16 protein-coding genes are annotated in these 20940 nt (G+C 73.8%); 11 read left to right on the plus strand and 5 right to left on the minus strand.

From position 1 onward, the window contains the following. Nucleotides 1–36: 36 nt before the first annotated feature. On the plus strand, nt 37–1206 hold the full coding sequence (locus tag JT362_RS21810; RefSeq protein WP_260193414.1) for a pyridoxal phosphate-dependent aminotransferase: 1170 nt from the start codon (nt 37–39) through the stop codon (nt 1204–1206). Nucleotides 1207–1215: 9 nt separating this feature from the next. Here JT362_RS21810 and JT362_RS21815 read toward each other — a convergent pair whose 3' ends face one another. Continuing rightward, nucleotides 1216–1704, minus strand: coding sequence for an RNA polymerase sigma factor (locus JT362_RS21815; protein ID WP_260193415.1), 489 nt, complete (start codon nt 1702–1704; stop codon nt 1216–1218). A 285-nt stretch (nt 1705–1989) separates the two neighbouring features. Here JT362_RS21815 and JT362_RS21820 point away from each other — a divergent pair, with 285 nt between their 5' ends. Beyond that, a complete protein-coding gene (locus tag JT362_RS21820) occupies nt 1990–3618 on the plus strand; it encodes a hypothetical protein (RefSeq protein WP_260193416.1) in 1629 nt (542 codons plus the stop codon). A gap of 348 nt (nt 3619–3966) precedes the next feature. Here the strand turns inward: JT362_RS21820 and yczR are convergent, their stop codons facing one another. After that, nucleotides 3967–5397 carry a MocR-like transcription factor YczR gene (gene yczR / locus JT362_RS21825; RefSeq protein WP_260193418.1) on the minus strand — a complete coding sequence of 477 codons (1431 nt, stop codon included), beginning with the start codon at nt 5395–5397 and terminating at the stop codon, nt 3967–3969. 81 nt (nt 5398–5478) lie between these two features. Between yczR and yczE the strand changes: the two genes are divergently transcribed. Then, on the plus strand, nt 5479–6111 hold the full coding sequence (gene yczE, locus JT362_RS21830; RefSeq protein WP_260193419.1) for a membrane protein YczE: 633 nt from the start codon (nt 5479–5481) through the stop codon (nt 6109–6111). Nucleotides 6112–6257: 146 nt separating this feature from the next. Here the strand turns inward: yczE and JT362_RS21835 are convergent, their stop codons facing one another. After that, nucleotides 6258–6791, minus strand: a complete 534-nt coding sequence (locus JT362_RS21835; protein ID WP_260193421.1) for a Clp protease N-terminal domain-containing protein — start codon at nt 6789–6791, stop codon at nt 6258–6260. A 1-nt stretch (nt 6792) separates the two neighbouring features. Continuing rightward, nucleotides 6793–7002, minus strand: a complete 210-nt coding sequence (locus tag JT362_RS21840; RefSeq protein ID WP_260193422.1) for a helix-turn-helix domain-containing protein — start codon at nt 7000–7002, stop codon at nt 6793–6795. Between the two features lie 59 nt (nt 7003–7061). On the opposite strand from JT362_RS21840, the gene JT362_RS21845 reads away from it, so the two are divergent. Then, the gene (locus tag JT362_RS21845) at nt 7062–7880 is read left to right on the plus strand and encodes a hypothetical protein (RefSeq protein ID WP_260193826.1); all 819 of its coding nucleotides are present in this window, start codon (nt 7062–7064) and stop codon (nt 7878–7880) included. 25 nt (nt 7881–7905) lie between these two features. Here the strand turns inward: JT362_RS21845 and JT362_RS21850 are convergent, their stop codons facing one another. Further along, nucleotides 7906–9210 (minus strand): UDP-glucose dehydrogenase family protein, encoded by a 1305-nt coding sequence (locus JT362_RS21850; protein WP_260193424.1) that lies wholly within the window; start codon nt 9208–9210, stop codon nt 7906–7908. Nucleotides 9211–9434: 224 nt separating this feature from the next. On the opposite strand from JT362_RS21850, the gene JT362_RS21855 reads away from it, so the two are divergent. Genes JT362_RS21855 through JT362_RS21885 form a run of 7 tightly spaced genes read left to right on the plus strand, consistent with a single transcriptional unit; the run spans nt 9435 to nt 20936 of the window. Beyond that, the gene (locus JT362_RS21855; RefSeq protein ID WP_260193425.1) at nt 9435–10751 is read left to right on the plus strand and encodes a nucleotide sugar dehydrogenase; all 1317 of its coding nucleotides are present in this window, start codon (nt 9435–9437) and stop codon (nt 10749–10751) included. Continuing rightward, complete coding sequence (locus JT362_RS21860) at nt 10741–11919, plus strand: glycosyltransferase family 4 protein (protein ID WP_260193426.1); 1179 nt, start codon at nt 10741–10743, stop codon at nt 11917–11919. The genes JT362_RS21855 and JT362_RS21860 overlap by 11 nt, the downstream gene beginning before the upstream one ends. A gap of 10 nt (nt 11920–11929) precedes the next feature. Then, the gene (locus tag JT362_RS21865; protein WP_260193427.1) at nt 11930–13246 is read left to right on the plus strand and encodes a YveK family protein; all 1317 of its coding nucleotides are present in this window, start codon (nt 11930–11932) and stop codon (nt 13244–13246) included. Next, nucleotides 13243–14880 (plus strand): Wzz/FepE/Etk N-terminal domain-containing protein, encoded by a 1638-nt coding sequence (locus tag JT362_RS21870; RefSeq protein ID WP_260193428.1) that lies wholly within the window; start codon nt 13243–13245, stop codon nt 14878–14880. The genes JT362_RS21865 and JT362_RS21870 overlap by 4 nt, the downstream gene beginning before the upstream one ends. A gap of 10 nt (nt 14881–14890) precedes the next feature. Next, nucleotides 14891–16804 (plus strand): asparagine synthase (glutamine-hydrolyzing), encoded by a 1914-nt coding sequence (asnB, locus tag JT362_RS21875; protein WP_260193429.1) that lies wholly within the window; start codon nt 14891–14893, stop codon nt 16802–16804. Beyond that, a complete protein-coding gene (locus JT362_RS21880; RefSeq protein ID WP_260193430.1) occupies nt 16801–18990 on the plus strand; it encodes a bi-domain-containing oxidoreductase in 2190 nt (729 codons plus the stop codon). The genes asnB and JT362_RS21880 overlap by 4 nt, the downstream gene beginning before the upstream one ends. Beyond that, nucleotides 18987–20936 carry an alginate lyase family protein gene (locus JT362_RS21885; protein WP_260193431.1) on the plus strand — a complete coding sequence of 650 codons (1950 nt, stop codon included), beginning with the start codon at nt 18987–18989 and terminating at the stop codon, nt 20934–20936. Before JT362_RS21880 ends, JT362_RS21885 begins: the two co-directional genes overlap by 4 nt. The last annotated feature ends 4 nt before the right edge of the window (nt 20937–20940 follow it).

The following is a 20940-nucleotide window of genomic DNA, read 5'->3' on the forward strand; positions in this document are numbered from 1 at the left end:
GCCGCACCCCACCATTGTCCGTGAGACTGCGTGACCGTGCGCCGGAAAGCCTTGGTTCCCCGACTCGAGCCCTTCACGTCGACGATCTTCGCCGAGATGACCGCGCTGGCCACCAGGACCGGAGCGGTCAACCTGGGCCAGGGCTTCCCCGACACCGACGGCCCGCCGTCGATGCTCGCGGCGGCCCAGCGGGCGATCGCCGACGGGGTGAACCAGTACCCGCCCGGCCCCGGCCGGCCGGAGCTGCGCGCGGCGATCGCCGCACAGCGGGAGCGGTACGGCACGTCGTTCGACCCGGACACCGAGGTGCTGGTCACCGTAGGCGCGACCGAGGCGGTGGCGGCGTCGATGCTGGCCCTGGTGGAGCCGGGCGACGAGGTGGTGCTGTTCGAGCCGTACTACGACTCCTACGCCGCGTCGGTGGCGCTGGCCGGCGCGACCAGGCGGGTGGTGCCGCTGGTGGAGGCCGAGGACGGCCGGTTCGCGGTCGACCTGGACGCGCTGGCGGCCGCGATCGGCCCGCGGACCAGGGCGATCCTGGTCAACTCCCCGCACAACCCGACCGGGACGGTGTTCAACCGCGCGGAGCTGGCCGGGATCGCGGCCCTGTGCGTCGAGCACGACCTGGTCGCGGTGACCGACGAGGTGTACGAGTCGCTGACCTACGACGGGGTGGAGCACGTGCCGCTCGGGTCGCTGCCCGGGATGGCCGAGCGGACGGTGACGATCTCCAGTGCGGGGAAGATGTTCAACTGCACGGGGTGGAAGATCGGCTGGGCGTGCGGGCCGGCGGAGCTGGTGTCGGCGGTGAAGGCGGCCAAGCAGTTCATGACGTTCGTCGGCGGGGCGCCGTTCCAGCCCGCGGTCGCGCACGCGCTGACGCACGAGTCGGCGTGGGTGGGCGGGCTGCGCGCCGACCTGGAGGCCAAGCGCGACCGGCTGTCGGCTGGCCTGGCCGCGGCGGGCTTCGGGGTGCGGCGGAGCGCCGGGACGTACTTCGTGTGCGCCGACGTGCGGCCGCTCGGGTTCGCGGACGGGGCGGAGCTGTGCTGGCGGCTGCCGGAGCTGATCGGCGTGGCCGCGGTGCCGGTCCAGGGGTTCACCGACGACCCGGGCCCGTGGCGGCACGTGGTGCGGTTCGCGTTCTGCAAGCGCGACGAGGTCATCGACGAGGCGGTCACCCGCCTGCACCGGCTGGTGTCCTGAGGGGGCCGGTCACTCCGCGGGGAGCAGCCGGCGGAGGTGGTCGAGGCAGCGGGTGCGGGTGGGGCCGACGCTGCCGGTGGCCATCTCGAGGGCGGCGGCGAGCTGGGCGTGGCTGAGCTCGGGCGCGTGGGCGTGCAGGGCGAGGAGCAGGCGGCACCGGTCGGAGAGGGCGCCGAAGGCGAGCCAGACCTGCCGGTCCCGGACGCTGACGCAGGGTTCCGGGCAGCTGGCGGGCAGGTCCTGGTCCCGGTCGCGGCGCGAGCGGATGCGCAGGCTCTCCCGGCGGGCGGTGGTGACCAGCCAGGAGCGGAGCCGGTCGGGCGAGTTGATCCGGGGCAGGTGCTCGGCGAGCGCGGTCCAGGTGTTCTGCACGGCGTCGGCGGCGTCGGCGTGGTCGAGCCGGTGGGATCGTGCGACGAGCCAGACGACCGGGGTGTGCCGGTCCAGCAGGTCGGACCAGTCGTTGTCCCCGTGGATGGTGTTGCTCGTGGTAGTCATGGTGTCCCCCTCCGTGGTCGTGGAGGGTCGGACGGACCGAATGGCGGCCCGGTGCCGCTGGACGAGCGAAATGAGTAGTACTACCCAGGGCGCGGGGCCTTACCGCATGTGATCAACTGGGGGGCGTACGGCCGATAAGGTGCGCTTTTGCCGTCTTTCCGGGTGGAATCACCGCCGCTAGGGTGCACACTGTCGGTGCGGTGCTGGATAGTGTGCACAGTCGAAACGGCAGCCCTTTCGACGCGTTGGCGTGAGCAATGGACGGTGGTGGTCGGGGTGGACGGCGTGCGGGCGCCAACCAGCGGCCGAGGCCGCCGGTTGCTGCGCCGAGCCGCGCTGGTCACGACCCTCGCGGGCGCGGGTTGGTTGCTGTCGGTACTCGTCGCCGGTGGCGCCGCTGCCGCCCCGGCCCCTTCGCCAGCGGCGGACGGCACGCCGGCCGCGCAGCGGGCCGCCGCCTCGCCGGCCGAGGACGAGCGCCCCGACCAGTCCACCGGCCAGTCTCCGGCCGAGTTGCCGAACGAACCCGCTGGCCAACCCCCCGCCGGTGACTCGTCGGGCGACCAGACACCAGGCGAGCAGACCACCCCACCATCCGGCGAGCACGCCGATCACGAATCAGGCGAGCAGGCCAGCGCACCATCCGCCGAGCACGCCGGACGCGAGCCGGGCGAGCAGGCCGGCCCACCGGTCGACCAGCCGAACCAAGCCGACGACGTACCTTCCGGTCACTCCGATCAAGCCGGCGACCCGCCACCCGCCGAGCGGCCTGACGCGGCTGGTGACCTGCCCTCCAACCAAACCGGCGACCTGCCACCCGCCGACCAGCCCGACCCGACCGGCGACCTGCCGTCCGGGCAGCCCGACGACGCCGGCGGGCTCCCACCCGCTGACCAGCCCGGCCACAGCGGCGACCTGCCGACCGACGGCTTGTCGCCCGGCCAGCCCGACCCCACCAACGGGGCGCCTTCCGGCGACCACTCCGACCCATTCGGTGACCTTCCGGCCGGCGACCAGCCCGATGGCCCGCCATCCGCCGGGCCGCCCGGCGATACGCCCGACCCGAGCAGCTGGTCCAACCAGCTCGGCACCGCACACCGCCCGGGCGACTCGCCTGGGTACGCCGAGCTACCCGGCCAGTCGCCGTTCGGCGCGTCGGAGGCGCTGGTCGACCTGCCTCAGGTCCTCCTGGTCGAGCACGCTCCCGAACCGCCCGTCATGCCGGATGTCAGCCAGCTGCTCGACCGGCCGTTCGACGTTCCCGTCGTCGAACCGCCTTCGGTCGTCCTGCTCGGTCTGTCGCTTCCCGCGCTGCCGGACCTGCCGATCTTCCAGCTGCCGGACTTCGACCTGCCGTCCTACCCGCCGGCACCGCACACTCCGCCCGGCCACGGCGGCGGCCTCGACGACTTGATCGGCGATTTCACCGACACCGTCGGGGGCTTCTTCGACGACTTCGACGACATCGGCGAGGGCTTCGACGACGTGCCGACCGCACCACCGGCTGCGGATGTCGCGGTGCCGGTGGAGGGCGCACCGGAGCCGGTGCCGGCTCCTCGGGTCGACGTCCCGGCGTCGGCGAGCACTGTCACCTGGACGGGGGATGTTCCTCAGCCTTCGGTGAGCATGCACGCTCCGGTGGGTATGTCCGAAGAGGTCGGTGGGTCCGTCGGTGAGCGCGCGCACAAGTCGACCGGGCCGGGCAAGCCGGTGAAGGCGCCGGCGCCGGCACCGGTGGGGGGCGGTTCGGCCGCTTCGACCGGGCACGATCACTCCAGCGGGGCGCGGGGCGCTCACGGCGTGCTCTCCGCGCACCCGCCGTTGGCGCCCCCGGCGGGCGAGTTCACCACCCGGGGCCGCGCCGCAGACGCCTCCGGGCGGGTCGCCGGGCTGCCCGCCACCTCGCCCGACTGAGCCTGCCGCCCCACAGCGGAGCCGTCTGCTCTCGCGACGACCGCGTTGCGCCGCTCGTCGTAACCCGATACCCGATCGAGCTTCACCGCCGATCCGCCGAACAGAACAACCTCAGCTACCCGACCTGCCGACCGCGCCCGGTCAGGTCGGGGCCCGGCCCCGGGGCCCCGCGGCCCCCCCCGCGCCGGGGCGCCCCCCCCTCGCCACCACCCAGGTCGGCACAACGAGGGGCTGTGCCGGCCTCGCCCTGCCGAGCAGACCAGAGGCGAACAGTGCGCTGGATGGCCGCAATTGGACTAGGCCATCCAGCGCACTGCTTTTTACCCTGTATACCGTCTCCCGCGCTAGTCACGTGACCGGAATCAACCCGTCGCCGGCCGTCGGCGCCCTCGTCTCGGCCACCGACGCGGCCGCCTGGGACAGCCGGCGCACCGCTTCCACCAGCTCTTCCGCCGGGCGCACGTACGGCAGTCGAAGCCACCGCTCCAAGCCGCCGTGCACGGCGAAGAACGAGCCGGGCACCACCCGCACCCCGAAGTTCTGGGCCACCGCCGAGATCCGGGTGCTCACCGGCCCCGGCAGCCGGCACCAGAGCGACAGGCCGCCGTCCGGCACCAGGAACGACCAGTCCGGGCACTCCGCCCGCACCGCGTCGACGAGCACGTCCCGCTGGGCGGCCAGCGTGGCGCGGCGCTCCCGAAGGGGCGCGGGCGGCGCGCCGAGCAGCTCGGCCAGCACCAGCTGCTCGAACACCGGCGTGCCGAGGTCGAGCCCGCGGCGGGCGGCGAGGAGCCGGTCGACGAGCTCCGCCGACGCGCGCACCCAGCCGATCCGCAGCCCGCCCCAATGGGACTTGCCGGCCGAGCCGGTGGCCAGCACCAGGTCGCCGGCGAACGCGCCGAGCGGAGGCAGCGGGACCGGCTCGGCCCGCAGGTCCAGCTCGACCTGGGTCTCGTCGACCACCACCGGGGTCCGGGCGCGACGCAGGGCGGCGCCGAGGCGGGCGCGGGCCGACTCGGTGAGCTGGTGTCCGGTCGGGTTCTGGAAGTCGACGATCAGGTACGCGAGGCGGGGCGCGGCCTGCCGGAGGGTGGCCTCGACCGCGTCGAGGTCCCAGCCGTCGTCGGTCATCGCGACCGGGACCGGGAGGGCGTGCGCGGCGCGGACGGCCTCGATCGCGTTGGGGTAGGTCGGCTGTTCGACGAGCACGCGGTCGCCGGGGCCGACCAGCAGCCGCAGTGCCAGCGCCAGGCCGTGGTGGGCGCCGTTGGTCACCAGGATCTCGTCGGCGCTGGTCGGCAGGCCGCGCTCGGTGTACCGGGCGGCGATGCGTTCCCGCAGCTCGGGCAGGCCCTGTTCGTAGTAGCCGTGGCCGCGCAGTTCGGTGGCGAGCCGGGGCAGCGCGGCCTCGGCGACCTCGGCGACGCCGGCGACCGACGACGGCACGGCGCGGGCGAGGTCGATGACCGGGCGGAGGCCGTCGAGCGAGTCGTCGTACTCGCCCCGGCGGGTGTCGCGCGGCAGCGCGGTCCACGAGCCGGCGCCCCGACGGCTGACGACCAGGCCGTCGGCACGCAGCCGTTCCCAGGCGGCGGCGACCATGGTGCGGCTGACGTCCAGCGCGGCGGCGACCTCGCGTTCCGGGGGCAGACCGGTGCCGGCGGGGAGCCTGCCGTCGAGGACGAGCAGGCGTACCCCGGCGGCGAGGTCGGCGGCACCCTGCCGGGATCCGTGGCGGCGCCAGGAACCGAGCAGTTGGGCCAATCTGCGAGCGTTCACCCGTCCACCTGGTGGGAGCACAGGCCAATAATTCCAGATTGGTCATTGAACGGGAAGAGTGGACTGCCGCAGGATGGCCAGGTGGACTTGAACACTGTTTCCGCGCGCCGGAGCCCGGTGCGCCGGCTGGCGCAACTCGTCGGTGGGCTGACGCTGTACGGCGCGAGCATGGGGCTGATGGTGCGCGGGGCGTTGGGGCTGAATCCGTGGGACACGCTGCACGAGGCGCTGTCGGAGCGGACGGGGTTGACGTTCGGGCTGGTCACGGGGTTGGTCGGGGCGGTGGTGCTGCTGTGCTGGGTGCCACTGCGGCAACGGCCGGGGATCGGGACGGTGGCGAACATCCTGGTGATCGCGGTGGCGGTGGACGGGACGCTCGCGCTGGTCGATCCGCCGGAGGCGATGGCCGTGCGGATCGCGCTGATGCTCGGCGGCGTGGTGCTGAACGGGCTGGCGACGGCGACGTACATCGGGATACGGCTCGGAGCGGGGCCGCGGGACGGGCTGATGACCGGGCTGGCGGCGCGGACGGGGTTGTCGATCCGGGTGGTGCGGACGGGGATCGAGCTGGCGGTGCTCGCGGTGGGCTGGCTGCTCGGGGGGACGGTCGGCGTGGGCACCGTGGTGTACGCGCTGGCCATCGGCCCCCTCACCCAGGCGTTCCTGCCGTGGGTGACCTGGCGAGCCCCGGCCCCGACCACCACGGCGGCCTGACCCGGCGACCTCCCGCGACGGGAACGTACGACTCGCGCGACGGGAACGTACGACTCGCGGAGGTCGCGAGTCGTACGTTCCGGGTCGGTGAGTCGTACGTTCCGGGAAGGTACGACTCGCGGGGCGGGAGCGTACGACTCGCGGGGTCAGCTGGCTTGGGCCAGGCGGGTGCGGAGGTCGGGGTAGGTGAGGTCGTGGGCGGCGAGGGCCTGGGCGGCGGGGCCGGAGGTGGTGGCGAGGGCGAGGAGGACGTGGTCGTCGCCGATGTGGCGGTGGCGGCGTTCCTTGGCTTGACGTAGGGCGCCGGAGAGGACGGCTTTGGCGGTGGGGGCGAAGGGGATGTGGCTCATGGGGTAGTGGCGGCGGCGGGGGGCGGCCAGGGCGCCGGGGCCGTGGGTGCGCTCGACGGTGTCGACGATCGCGGGTACGTCGATGCCGAGTTCGGCCAGGGCTTGGGTGTCGGCGTCGGTGAGGCCGGCTTGGCGGTGGGTGGCGGCGAACGCTTCGAGGAGGGCCTGCCTGGTTATGCCGGCTTCGGCCAGGACGGGGGCGGAGCGGGTGCCGTTCAGGAGCGCCAGTAGGAGGTGCTCGGGGGTGACTTCGGGGGCCTGCTCGCGTTCGGCCTCGGTGACGGCGTCCAGGACGACCTGCCTGGTCGCGTGGGTGAACCTCTCGAACATCTCACGACCTCCCGTGCTTCTTGTGCACCGCCTGCCGGGTGACGCCCAGCTCGACGGCGATCTCCTGCCACGACCAGCCCTTCGCCCGCGCGCTGCGGACCTGGACCGACTCCAGGCGCTCCAACAGGGTGCGCAGCGCGGCGACGGCGCGGAGCCCGACTCGCGGGTCGGCGTCGCCGGCCGCGGTGGCCAACTGCGTCGCTTCACTCATGTCGTCAACCTACGTTGACAGATCGACGCTGTCAACCCGCGTTGACACGTAGGATGTGGATCATGGACGTCGACGTGGCCGAACGACCGGGCGTCGGGCTCGACGGGCAGCCCCGGCCCAGCGAGGACGTCGTCGCCGTGCTGCCCGGCGCGGTCGTGCTGCTCGACGGCGCCACCTCGGTCCTCCCGGGCGGCCGCGGCGGCGGCTGGTACGCGAGCCGGCTCGCCGGCGCTCTCGCCGGGCGGCTCAGCGGGTACCCGACGATGGACCTGGCCGACCTGCTCGCCGCCGCCATCCAGGCCGTGGCCAGGGAGAACGGCCTCGTCCCCGGCGAGTCACCGTCGAGTACGGTCGCGATCGCGCGCTGGTCGGACGACGTCGTGGAAGGCCTGGTGCTGGCCGACAGCCCGGTGGTCGCGGTCACCGGTGACGGCCCCCGGGTCCTCGCCGACGAGCGGCTCGCCCGCGTCCCCCGCACCGGCCCTGGCTACCGCGCCCGGCTGCGCGACGGCGGAGGCTACGGCACCGAGCACGTCGCCGCCCTGCGCACCGCGGCCGCGAACGTCGGCCGGCTGCGCAACACCGAGGGCGGGTTCTGGGTCGCCGAGGCCGACCCGGACGCCGCCTACCAGGCCGTGCGCGCCACCTGGCCGCGCCAGGAGGTCCGCCAGATCCTGCTCGCCAGCGACGGCGTCTCCTGCGGCGTCGACGACTACGGCCTGTTCGACTGGACCGGCGTCGTCGCGCTGGTCGACGCCGAGGGCCCGCAGGCCGTGCTCGACGCCGTGCGCGCCGCCGAGGAGGGCGACCCGAACGGCGAGCGCTGGCCCCGCCCGAAGGTGCACGACGACCAGGCCCTCGCGGTCGTCCGGTTCTGACCGGCCGCGCGGACGAAAAGCCAGGTCAGCGGCGGCCCAGGCCCTCCCACTGGAAGCCGGCGCGGCGGACCACGTCCGGGTCGAGCAGGTTGCGGGTGTCGACGACCACCGGCCGGGACGCGACGCCGGCGAGCTTCGACCAGTCGAGCGAGCGGAACTCCGGCCACTCGGTCAGCACGATCACCGCCTCGACGCCCTCCGCGGCGCGGTACGGGTCGTCGACCACCGCGATGCCGTCCAGCTCCGCGCGGCCCTCGCCCGAGGACAGCGCCGGGTCGTAGGCGGTCAGCTTGGCGCCGGCCTGGCGCAGCAGCGCGGCCACCGCGAGGGCCGGGGAGTCGCGCAGGTCGTCGGTGCCCGCCTTGAAGGTCAGGCCGAGCAGGCCGAGGCGCACCTTCGACAGGGAGCCGCCGCGCTTGCCGGTGACCGCGAGGCGCACCTTCTCGACCATGCGCTGGCGCTGCCGGTTGTTCGTGTCGATCGTGGCCCGGATGAGGCGGAACTCGAAGTCCGCCGCGTCGGCCAGCTGGAGCATCGCCGAGGTGTCCTTGGGCAGGCAGGAGCCGCCCCAGCCGGGGCCGGGCGACAGGAACGCCTGGCCGATCCGCTTGTCGTAGCCCATGCCCTCGGTGACGTCGGAGATGTTCGCGCCCAGCCGGTCGCACAGCTCGGCGATCGCGTTCACGTAGGACAGCTTCATCGCCAGGAAGCAGTTCGCCGCGTACTTCACCAGCTCCGCGCTCGCCGCGTCGGTCAGCACGGTCGGCGCGCCGAGGCGGGCGTACAGGGCGGCCACGCGCTCGGCGGCGTCCTGCTGGTCGCAGCCGACGACGATCCGGTCCGGGTTGAGGAAGTCGTGCACCGCGGAGCCCTCGCGCAGGAACTCCGGGTTCGACACGACGGCGACGTCGTCGCGCTCGAGCAGCTCGGCGGTGCGCTGCGCGCTGCCGACCGGCACGGTCGACTTGTTGACCACGACGCTGCCCGGCGGCAGCAGCCCGCCGACCTCCTCGATCACCGACTCGACGATCGACAGGTCCGCCACGCCGCCGACGCCCATCGGGGTCGGCACGCAGAGGAACACGACCTCGGAGCCCTCGACGGCGGCCGCCGCGCCGAGGACGAACGACAGCCGGCCGGCCGCCATGCCCTCGCTGACCAGCTCGGCCAGGCCCGGCTCCAGGATGTCGATCTCACCGGCGCACAGCCGCTTCACCTTGTCCGCGTCCACGTCGGCGCACACCACGTGGTGGCCGAGCGAGGCGAGGCAGGCCCCGGTGGTGAGGCCGACATAACCCGTGCCGACCACCGCGATCCGTCGTACGAACACGGCCACTCCCCTTGTTTGAAGCTTCGTCTGGACGATCCACGCGAGTCGAACGCTACATCGAGCACAGCCCGTGACCCGGCCCGGCGGTAACAGAGCGCGTCGATCGGCCGACCTAGCAAAGGAGCGTCAGTCCGGCTTCGGGGGCCGGAGCACAATTCCGACGGAGGATCGCGCGTGGTCACGTCACGCCTGTTTTGTGCTGCCCCCGAAACGGGGTGCGGGGCATGAGAATCAGTGTATTCGGCCTCGGCTACGTCGGCTGTGTGTCCGCCGCGTGCCTCGCTGCCAGGGGCAACGAGGTGGTCGGGGTCGACGTCAACCCGACGAAGGTCGAGCTGATCACGGGCGGTAACGCCCCCGTGGTCGAGGAGCGGATCGGGGAGCTGACCGCCGAGGTGGTGGCCTCCGGGGCGCTGCGGGCGACCACCGACGTGGCGGCCGCGGTCGCGGCGACCGAGGTGTCGCTGGTCTGCGTCGGCACCCCGTCCGCGCCGAACGGGAGCCTGTCGACGGCGTACCTGGAGCGGGTGGCCGAGGAGATCGGCGACGCGCTGGCGGCGAAGCCGGCCGGCGAGCGGCACACCGTCGTCTTCCGCTCCACGATGCTGCCGGGTACCTGCCTCGACCTGCTGGTGCCGATCCTGGAGAAGGCGTCCGGGCGCACCGCCGGCGTCGACTTCGGCGTCGCGGTCAACCCGGAGTTCCTGCGCGAGGGCACCAGCGTGCGGGACTTCTTCGAGCCGCCGAAGACCGTGATCGGCGAGCTGGACGGGCCCAGCGGCGATGTGGTGGCCGCGCTGTACGACGGGCTGCCGGGCGCGGTGTTCCGGGTGTCGATCCCGGTCGCGGAGATCACGAAGTACGCGGACAACTCGTTCCACGCGCTCAAGGTCGGCTTCGCCAACGAGCTGGGCTCGATCTGCGCCGCGCTCGGCCTGGACTCGCACGCGGTGATGGACGTGTTCCTGGCCGACACCAAGCTCAACGTCAGCCCCGCCTACCTGCGGCCGGGGTTCGCGTTCGGCGGCTCGTGCCTGCCCAAGGACCTGCGCGGGCTGGTGCACGCGGCGCACCGCGCGGACGTGTCGGTGCCGATCCTGTCGCACGTGCTGCCGTCCAACGAGGAGCACCTGCGGCGCGCGTTCGACCTGGTGGCGCGTACCGGGAAGCGGAAGGTCGGCCTGTTCGGGCTGTCGTTCAAGCCGGGCACCGACGACCTGCGGGAGAGCCCGCTGGTCGAGCTGGCCGAGCGGCTGCTCGGCAAGGGCTACGACCTGCGCATCCACGACGCCAACGTGAGCCTGTCCCGGCTGCTCGGCGCGAACCGGGAGTTCATCGAGGCCCGGCTGCCGCACCTGGGTCAGCTGCTGGCCGCGTCGGTCGACGAGGTGCTCGACCACGCCGAGGTGATCCTGGTCGGCTGCAAGGACCCCGAGGTGCTGGCCAAGCTCCCGCACGACCGGACCATCGTCGATCTCGTCCGCCTCCCCGACGCGCCGGCGCGCCGGGCCGAACCTGGATACGTGGGCCTTGCCTGGTAGAGCGCTGATCCTCGTCGAGAACCTGTCGGTCCCGTTCGACCGCCGGGTGTGGCAGGAGGCGACGACCCTCCGCGACGCCGGCTGGACCGTGCACGTCATCTGTCCACAGGGGACGAAACGGGACACCGAGCCGTACGTCGAGCTGGACGGCGTGCGGATCCACCGCTATCCGCTGAGCGCGGCGACCGGGGGTCCGGCCGGCTACGTCAAGGAGTACGGCTCCGCGCTGTGGCACACGTTCCGGCTGGCCCGCAAGGTCGGCCCGGTGGACGTGGTGCACGCGTGCAACCCGCCGGACCTGCTGTTCCTGGTGGCCAGGATGCTCAAGCGGCGGGGCGCGCGGTTCGTGTTCGACCAGCACGACCTGGTGCCGGAGCTGTACCTGTCCCGGTTCGACCGGGGCGAGGACCTGCTGTACCGCGCGGTGTGCCGGCTGGAGAAGGCGACCTACCGGGCCGCGGACGTGGTGATCGCCACCAACGAGAGCTACCGGCAGGTGGCGGTGACCCGCGGCGGGATGGCGCCGGAGCGGGTGTTCGTGGTGCGCAGCGCCCCGGCCGTGGAGCGGTTCCGGCAGGTGCCGCCCGAGCCGGAGCTGAAGCGCGGCAAGCCACACCTGCTCTGCTACCTGGGCGTGATGGGCCCGCAGGACGGCGTCGACTACGCCCTCAAGGCGCTGGCCGCCCTGCGCGACGAGTACGGCCGCACCGACTGGCACGCGGTGTTCGTCGGCGCGGGCGACACGTTCGAGGACATGAAGGCGCTGGCGGCCCGGCTCGGGCTCGCGGACCAGGTCGAGTTCACCGGGCGGATCCCGGACGAGGACCTGGTGCGCTACCTGTCCACGGCCGACGTGTGCCTCTCCCCCGATCCGCGCAACCCGCTCAACGACGTGTCGACCATGAACAAGGTCATGGAGTACATGGCGATGGGCAAGCCGATCGTGTCGTTCGAGCTGCGCGAGGCGCGGGTGTCGGCCGGCGAGGCGGCGGTGTACGCACCGGCCAACGACGTGTCCGCGTTCGCCAAGCTCACCGCGAAGCTGCTGGACGACCCGGCCGAGCGCTATTGGATGGGCGAGACCGGCAAGGCGCGGGTCCAGGGGGAACTGTCCTGGGCGCACTCCAGCCAGGCGCTGCTCGCCGCCTACGAGGCCGCCTGCCGGTGAGGAGACCACGGTGAACGAGGACGCGCTGGGGCTGTCGCTGCTCGGCCGGGTGTTCCGGCGGCGCTGGCGGCTGCTGCTCGTGGTCACCGCCGCCGGCGCGCTGGTCGGCGTCGGCGCGTCGCTGCTGTTCTCCCCCGGCTACGAGACCTCCGCCAGCGTGCTGCTGCAGGGCCCCCGGGCCACCGACGAGCTGCGGACCGAGGCGCAGGTGGCGAGTAGCTCGGTGGTGCTCGACCGCACGGCCGCGAGCCTCGGCTGGGGCCTGACCGGCCGCGAGCTGGCCGACTCGGTCACCACCTCGGTCGCGGACGGCAACATCATCGAGATCACCGCGGTCGCCGACACCGCGGAGCGGGCCCAGCAACTCGCCGACCGGACGGCGCAGGAGTTCGTCGCCTACTCCTCCCAGCTGCTCGGCGGCACCGAGGACGCCACCGCGCGGGTCTCCCAGGAGCAGCAGGACGCGCTGCGCCAGCAGGTCAGCCAGACCATGCAGCGGATCTCCGACCTGCACGCGGCGGCCGGCCGGGGCGACACCATCGACAGCGTCGGCGTGCGCACCGGGCTGGAGTCGCTGCGCACCGCGCTCGCCCAGGCGATGACCAAGCTCGACGAGATCGACGCGGCCGCCAGCCAGGCGAAGATGGTCGTGATGGGCCCGGCGCAGCGGCCGACCGCGCCCGCCGCGCCGACCATGGTGCACTTCGCCGGCGGTGGCGCGGCCGCGTTCCTGCTGGTCGGCCTGTTCGGGCACCTGCTCGCCAGCCGGGGCGACAAGCGGCTGCGGGCCGAGTCCGAGATCGTCTCCGCGCTCGGCGGAACGGCCCTCGGCACGGTCGACGTGCCGGACGAGCCGGGCGACCACGCGCCGGTGACCGGGCCGCGCCGGCTGCTCGGCCTCGGCGACCGGGACCGGCCGTGGCACGCGCCGGACCCGCCTGCGCCGCCCGACGAGGCGGGCCTGGACGTCCGGTACCGGCGGGTGCTGTCCCGCCTGCCCCGGCGCGAGGTGCTCGCGGTGGTGCCCGGCGACGACCCGAGCGCGCGCCGCGCCGCCGCCCGGCTCGCCGGGAACGGCTCGGTGCGCGCGGTCGAGGTGTCCGCCGAACGGCCGGTGGTGCCGGACGGGTCCGGCGGCGTGCTCGTGCTCGTCACCGCGGGCACCAGGACGGCGTGGGAGCTGGTCGGCATCGCCGGTGCGTGCGCCGACGCGGGCCAGGACGTCCTCGGCGTCGTGGTCGTCCACCGCACCAGGCCGCTCGACCCCACCGACCCGGACCCCCGGCCCGAGGTCCCGATCGACGGCGCGCTGGCAGGTTCACCATGACCGCGAAACCTCCCGAGAAGCCCGCGGGTGGCCCGCCGCTGCTCGACCTGGCCCGCCTGTTCGTCGCGATCCGCCGCAGGCGCAGGCTGTGGGTGGCGTGCGCGCTGCTCGGCATGATCGGCGGCGGTCTGGTGGCGGTCCTGCTGCCGCCGCCGCCCACCGCGACCACCCGGCTGCTGGTGGTGCACGAGCAGGACCAGCCGTCCGACACCGGCAGCCTGATCCGCACCGACGCGGCGCTGCTGGCAACCACCTCGATCGCCGCCGCCGCGCTGGAGCGGCTCGGCTCCGACCAGCCGCCGGAGCGGTTCGTCGAGGAGTACACGGTCACCGGGCTGACCAACAACGTGCTGGAGATCAGCGTCGAGGGCCCGACCGAGGCCGAGGCGACCCGGCGCGCGCAGGCCCTCGCCGACGCGTTCATCGCCGACCACGTCGGCCGTATCCAGGCCGCCGCGTCCGCCCAGGCCAAGGCCCTGATCGAGCAGCGGGACCGGATCCAGGGCGAGCTGAACCGGGTCAACCGGGACATCAACGGCGCCGAGGCCGCCATCGAGGACACCGAGGACGCCGCCCCGGCCAACGCGGCCGCGCTGGACTCCCTCTACGCCCGCCGCGCCGAGCTGACCTCCCGGATCTCGGACCTGACCCAGCAGGCCGAGGAGGCCGGCATCGGCGCGCCCCAGGTGGCCGCCAACACCCAGATCGTCGACGCGCCGCGCCCGGTCCGGACCTCGATCCTGATGAGCGGTGCGACGAACTCCGTGATCGGGTTAGTGCTCGGGCTCGTCGCGGGCGTCGCGCTGGCCGCCGTCACCGGTGTGGTGAAGGACAAGCCGGTGCTGCGCAAGGACATCGCCGAGCACCTCGGGGCGTCGGTGATCGCCCAGCTGCCGGCGCCGCGCCGGGGGCCGAGCCGGCTGTGGCGCGGCGGCCGGGCGGCGCGGGAACGCGGCCGGGTGGCGGCCACGCTCGTGCGGCTGCTGCGTACCGGCCCCGGTCCGGTGTCGGTGCTGGAGCTGGGCTCGCCGAGGGTCGCCGCCGCGCTCACCCTCGACCTCGCCACCGGCCTGGCCGCCGACCGGAACGTGGTGATCGTCGAGGACCCGGTCGGCCGGGTGGTCGCCGACGACCTGCCGGGCCGAAGGCTCGACCAGGACCCCGAGCGACCGGTCCGGATCGTGGGCGCCGAGGACACCGGCGCCAGCACGCCGGACGAGACCCGGCTGGGCATCGGCTCGGTGGCGCCCGGGACGGCGTGGACCGACCTCACCCACCTCGGCGCGGAGACGATCCTGGTGGTGCGGGCCGGGTTCGCGCACACCGAGTGGCTGCACACGGTCGCCCGCCAGCTGGCCGACGCGCGGATCCCGATCATCGGCGTCGTCCTGGTCGACCCGGACCCGAGGGACCGGTCCGACGGCACCCTGTGGGACGGCCTGCACACCGCCCTGCGCGGCCGCGGCCGAACGCCAGAACCGCCGAAGGTCAACGGCACCAACGGAACCAACGGCACCGAGCCGTCGACGCACCGGTTCGCGCCCGTGCAACCACACCTGCGCCGGCACGAACCGTCGGTGCACGACCTGCCCACCAAGCGGTTCGCGCCGGTCGAGCGCGGGACCAAGGGCTGAGAGGGCACCCATGTGCGGCATCGCAGGCACCTACCACTGGCCGGACGGCGGCCCGCTGACCGACCGGCTGACCAAGACCCTCGCGCACCGCGGCCCGGACGGCTCCGGCCGCTACACGCACGCCGCCGGCACCGGTGAGGTCCACTTCGGACACCGGAGGCTCTCGATCATCGACCTGTCCGAGACCGGCGCGCAGCCGATGGCCGCCGGCGGGCTGGCGATCACCTACAACGGCGAGCTGTACAACGCGCCGGAGCTGCGCCGGGAGCTGGAGTCGGCCGGGGTGCGGTTCCGCGGCACCAGCGACACCGAGGTGCTGCTGGAGGCGTGGCGGCGCTGGGGCACGGACTGCCTGCCCCGGCTGCGCGGGATGTTCGCGTTCGGTGTGTTCGACGAGCGCACCGGCGAGCTGACGCTGGTGCGGGACCAGCTGGGGATCAAGCCGCTGTTCCTGGTGCGGCGCGGCGGCGGCCTGGTGTTCTCCTCGGAGCTGAAGGCCCTGGCCGCCGAGCTGGGCGGCTCGCTGCGGGTCGACGACGGCGCGCTGGTGGCGTCGCTGCTGTACTACTGGGTGCCGGACGGCCGGTGCGCGTACCGGGAGGCGGAGAAGCTGCCGCCGGGCAGTTGGCTGCGGATCCGCCCGGACGGGCAGGTCACCCGCGGCGTGTACTGGTCGATCAGGGACGTCGCCGCCGAGGCCGCGGACGCCCCGGCGCCTGACCTGGCCGAGGTCGTCGCGGACTCGACGCGCGCGCACCTGCTCGCGGACGTGCCGGTGGCCACGTTCCTCTCCGGCGGGCTGGACTCCAGCTACCTGACCGCGCTCGCCGCCCGCTCCCGGCCGGGGATCTCCGCGTACACCATCGGTTTCCGCGCCGAGGACGCGAAGTTCGAGGCGATGCCGGACGACCTGCGCTACGCCAGGCAGGTCGCGGCCCGGTTCGGGGTGGACCTGCACGAGATCGAGATCGCGCCCCGGGTGCGCGAGCTGCTGCCGGCGATGACGTACCACCTGGACGAGCCGATCGGCGACCCGGCCGCGATCAACACGTACCTGATCTGCACCGCCGCCCGCGAGGCCGGCGTGAAGGTGATGCTGTCCGGGATGGGCGCCGACGAGCTGTTCGCCGGCTACCGCAAGCACGTGGCGAACCTGCTCGCGCTGCGCTACCAGCGGGTGCCGGGCGCGCTGCGCCGTCCGATCGAGACGGTGGTGGACCGGCTGCCGGTGGCGAGCGCGAACCGGGGGTACCGGTCGGTGCGGTTCGCCAAGCGGTTCCTGTCGTTCGCCGGAATGCCGGAGGAGACCGCGTTCCGCCGCAGCTACACCATGTACGACCGGGCCGAGCTGCTCGACCTCGTACACCCCGACCTGGCGTCCACCGTGGACGACGTACTGGCCGAGCACGCGGACACGTACCACGACAACGCGCTCGCCGACCACGTGAACCGGATGTGCCTGACCGACGCGCGGATGTTCCTGCCCGGCCTGAACCTCGCCTACACCGACCGCTCCAGCATGGCCGCGTCCACCGAGGTCCGGGTGCCGTTCGTCGACGTCGAGGTGGTGAAGGCCGCGTTCGCGTTGTCCGGCCGGGAGAAGATCGCCGGCCGCCAGGGCAAGGCGGCGCTGAAGAAGGCGGCCCTGTCGATCCTGCCGAAGGAGATCGTGTACCGGCCCAAGGGGTTGTTCTCGGCGCCGCTGCGCGCGTGGATGAGCCGCGACCTGGCGCCGCTGGTCCGCGAGGTCGTCGAGGACGGGCTGGTCGTGCGCGACGGGCTGCTGCGCCGGGACGCCCTGCGCCGGCTGGTCGCCGAGGACGCCGCCGGGCAACAGGACCGGGCCAAACACCTGTGGCACGTACTGACGTTGGAGCACTGGTACCGCGGCGCGACCGCGTCCGAGCAGAGGGAAATCTCTTGAAGCAGGTCGTACAGAACTACAAGTCGGGCGAGCTGGCGTTGCTGGACGTGCCGGAACCCGCGTGCAAGCCGGGTGGCGTGCTCGTTCGCACCGCGTTCTCGCTGATCTCCACCGGCACCGAGCTGATGAAGGTGTCCGAGGCGAGCATGTCGTTGCTGGGCAAGGCCAAGGCCCGCCCGGACCAGGTCGCCAAGGTGGTGCAGAGCGTCGCCACCAACGGCCTTGCCGCCACCTACCGCAAGGTCACCAGCAAGCTCGACTCCTACACCCCGCTCGGCTACTCGCTCGCCGGGGTGGTCGCCGAGGTCGGCGCCGGGATCGACGACGTCGCGGTCGGTGACCTGGTGGCCTGTGCCGGCAACGAGCACGCGCTGCACGCCGAGCTGAACTGGGTGCCGAAGAACCTCTACGCCCGCGTTCCGTCCGGGGTGGACCCCCGGCACGCCGCGTTCGGCACCGTCGGGTCCATCGCCATGCAGGGGGTCCGGCGGGGCGAGCCGCAGCTCGGCGACGTCGCCCTGGTGATCGGGCTCGGGCTGATCGGGCAGCTCGTGGTGCAGCTGCTGGTCGCCTCCGGGGTGCGGGTGGTCGGGGTCGACCCGGACCCGGCGCGGTGCGAGCTGGCCGAGGGGTCCGGCGCGCTGGTGTGCGCGCACCCTGACTCGGGCGTCGTCGACACCGCGGTCGGCGAGCTGACCGGCGGGCACGGCGTCGACCAGGTGTACCTCGCCGCGGGCGGCAGCTCGAACGGGCCGGTGGAGCTGGCCGCGAAGCTGGCCCGCGACCGGGGCACGGTCGTCGACATCGGCAAGTGCTCGCTGAACCTGCCGTGGAACGCGTACTACGAGAAGGAGCTGGACGTCCGGTTCTCCCGGTCCTACGGGCCCGGCCGGTACGACCCGTCCTACGAGCTGGAGGGCCGCGACTACCCGATCGGCTACGTGCGCTGGACGGAGCGGCGCAACCTGGAGTGCTTCCTGGACCTCGCCGGCCGCGGCCAGGTCGACGTGGAGCCGCTGATCTCGCACGTCGCCGACTTCGCCGACGCCGCCCCGACGTACCAGGCGCTCAACGACGGCGAGCTGAAGGCAGTCGCGGTGCTGTTCCGCTACCCGGACGCCACCGCGACCCCCGAACCGACCACGCTCACGATCCCGGTGTCCAGCAACGGATCCGCGCCGCGCCGTCGGCTCGGTCGGGTCCGGATCGGGTTCGTCGGCGCCGGGAACTACGCCTCGTCGATGCTGCTGCCGCACCTGGCCGAGCGGGAGGACGTGCGGCTGTCCCACGTGGTCACCACCTCCGCGCTGTCCGCGGCCAACGCGCGCCGCAAGTTCGGGTTCGCCGGCGCCTCCACCGACCTCGACGACGTGCTGGGCGACGACGACATCGACGCGGTGTTCGTGGTGACCCGGCACAGCTCGCACGCCGAACTGACCGCGCGGGCCCTGCGCGCCGGCAAGACCGTGTTCGTGGAGAAGCCGCTCGCGCTGTCCGAGGCCGAGCTGACGACCGTGCTGGACGCGATCCGGGAGTCCGGCAACGACCGGCTGCAGGTCGGCTTCAACCGCCGGTTCGCGCCGCTGCTGCGGGAGGCCCGCGGCCGGTTCGGCACCCGGGTCGGCGCGGCGACCGTGCGGTACCTGGTCAACGCCGGCACCCTCGACGCCGGCTCCTGGTACAACCGGGCCGCCGCCGAGGGCACCCGGTTCGCCGGCGAGGGCGGGCACTTCGTCGACACCGTGAGCTGGCTGCTCGGCGCCGACCCGGTGTCGGTGTACGCCTGCGCCACCCCGGGCAACGCCGACCTGCAGGTCGTACTGCGCTACCCGGACGGCTCCACCGCGACCATCACCTACGCCACCTCCGGCGCGTCGAGCTTCCCCAAGGAGACCCTCGACCTGGTCGCCGACCGCAAGGTGCTGCGCCTGGACGACTTCCTGCGCGCGTCCGTGCACGCCCGCAAGCGCTGGGCCAGCCCGAGGCTGCCGCGCGGCCGGGACAAGGGCCAGCGCGCCGAGCTGACCGCGTTCCTGGCCGCCGTGGCGACCGGCGGGCCGATGCCGGTGCCGGTCGACTCGCTGGTGTCGACCACGCTCGCCACGCTGGCGGTGGAGACGAGCCTCGGCACGGGCGCCCCGGTCCGCCTTGAGCTGCCGGCCCGGGAGCCGGTGGTGACCCGATGACCTCGCCCGGTTGGTACCTGCGCCGCCTGTCCAGGATGGGGCCGGCGGAGATCGTCGGCCGCGCGGGCGACACGCTGCGCAGGCGCCGCTGGCGGCGGGTGCTCACCGAGCCCGTGCGGCAGACCTGGCGTGCCGACCGTTCGGCGCCGCCGGTGCTGCCGGCCGGCACGCTGGACCGGGTGCCGGCGGACGCGGCGGCGCGGCTGACCGCGACCGCCGAGGAGCTGATGTCCGGCAAGGCCGAGTACTTCGGCGTGTGGCGCGACGACCTGGTGGCGCCGGACTGGTCGTTCGACCCGAAGACCGGGCGGTCGGCACCGGCGGACGCCTACGCGTTCGACATCGCCTACCGCAGCGAGGACACCGTCGGCGACATCAAGCAGCTCTGGGAGCCGTCCCGGCACCAGCACCTGACCGTGCTGGCCGCGGCGTACGCGCTGACCGGGGAGGACCGGTACGCCGAGCGGGTCGCCGAGCACCTGCGGTCGTGGTGGGCGGCGAACCCGCCGCTGCGCGGGGTGCACTGGGTGAGCGGGATCGAGCTGGGCATCCGGCTGATCTCCTGGGTCTGGGTACGCCGGTTGCTCGACGGCTGGCCGGGCGCGCCCGCGCTGTTCGAGGACAACCCGGTGGCCCTGCACCAGGTCTGGCACCACCAGCGGTGGCTGGCCGGGTTCCGCAGCCGGGGCTCGTCGGCCAACAACCACGTGATCGCCGAGGCCGCCGGGCAGGTGGCGGCGTCGGCCGCGTTCGACTGGTTCCCCGAGTCCGGTACCTGGGGTCCCGAGGCCCTGCGGGTGCTCGACGAGCAGCTGCGGCGCAACACGTTCGGCTCCGGGCTGAACCGGGAGCTGGCGACCGAGTACCACGGCCTGGTGCTGGAGCTGGGGCTCGCCGCCGCGCTGGAGGCACACGCCGGCGGGATCGCGGTGCCGGACTCGACGTGGCTGGTGCTGCTGCGGATGTGCGACGCGCTCGCCGCGGTCGTCGACGTCCGGCTGCGGCCACCCCGGCAGGGCGACGCCGACGACGGGCACGGACTGGTCCTCGACGGCGCCGGCACCGACCGGTGGGGCTCGCTGCTGGCGACCGGCGCCGCGCTGTTCGGTCGCCGCGACTGGTGGCCCGAGGTGCCCGGCACCGACGTGCGCACCCCGCTGCTCGCCGCGTTCGCCGGCGGCGTGGCGGTCGAGGCGGCGCGCCCGGAGCGGCGGGCCGCGCACTTCGCCGACGCCGGGCTGACCGTGCTCCGCGCGTCCACTCCGGACGGTGAGCTGTGGTGCCGCTGCGACGGCGGGCCGCACGGGTTCCTGTCGATCGCCGCGCACGCGCACGCCGACGCGCTGTCGGTCGAGATCCGGCACGACGGCGTCGACATCCTCGCCGACCCCGGCACGTACTGCTACCACGGCCAACCGGAGTGGCGGTCGTACTTCCGCTCCACGCTCGCGCACAACACCCTGGAACTGCACGGCGCCGACCAGTCCAGCAGCGGCGGCCCGTTCCTGTGGACCAGGCACGCCCGCACCACCGTGCTCGCCGCCGAGCCGACCCGCTGGAGCGCCGAACACGACGGCTACGCGCTCGGCGTGCAGCCCGCGATCCACCGCCGCACCGTCGACCTCGACGCCGAACGCCGCGAGTACCGGATCCACGACGAGGTGCACACCCAGGGCCGCCACCCGGCCCGGCTCGCGTTCCACCTCGGCCCGGAGGTGACCGCCACCCTCGACGGCCACACCGTGCGGCTGACCTGGACCACCGCCCAGGGCGAGCGCGGCGCCGTGCTGGAGCTGCCGGCGGAGCTGTCCTGGCGCGCGCACCGGGGCGAGACCGACCCGCCGCTCGGCTGGTACTCGTCCGGCTTCGGCCGGATCGAGCCCGCCACCACCCTCGTCGGCACCGGCATGACCGGCGTCTTCACCACCCTGCTGCGCTTCGACTAGAGGA

This window comes from Actinophytocola gossypii (genome assembly GCF_025165815.1).
Taxonomy (GTDB): domain Bacteria; phylum Actinomycetota; class Actinomycetes; order Mycobacteriales; family Pseudonocardiaceae; genus Actinophytocola; species Actinophytocola gossypii.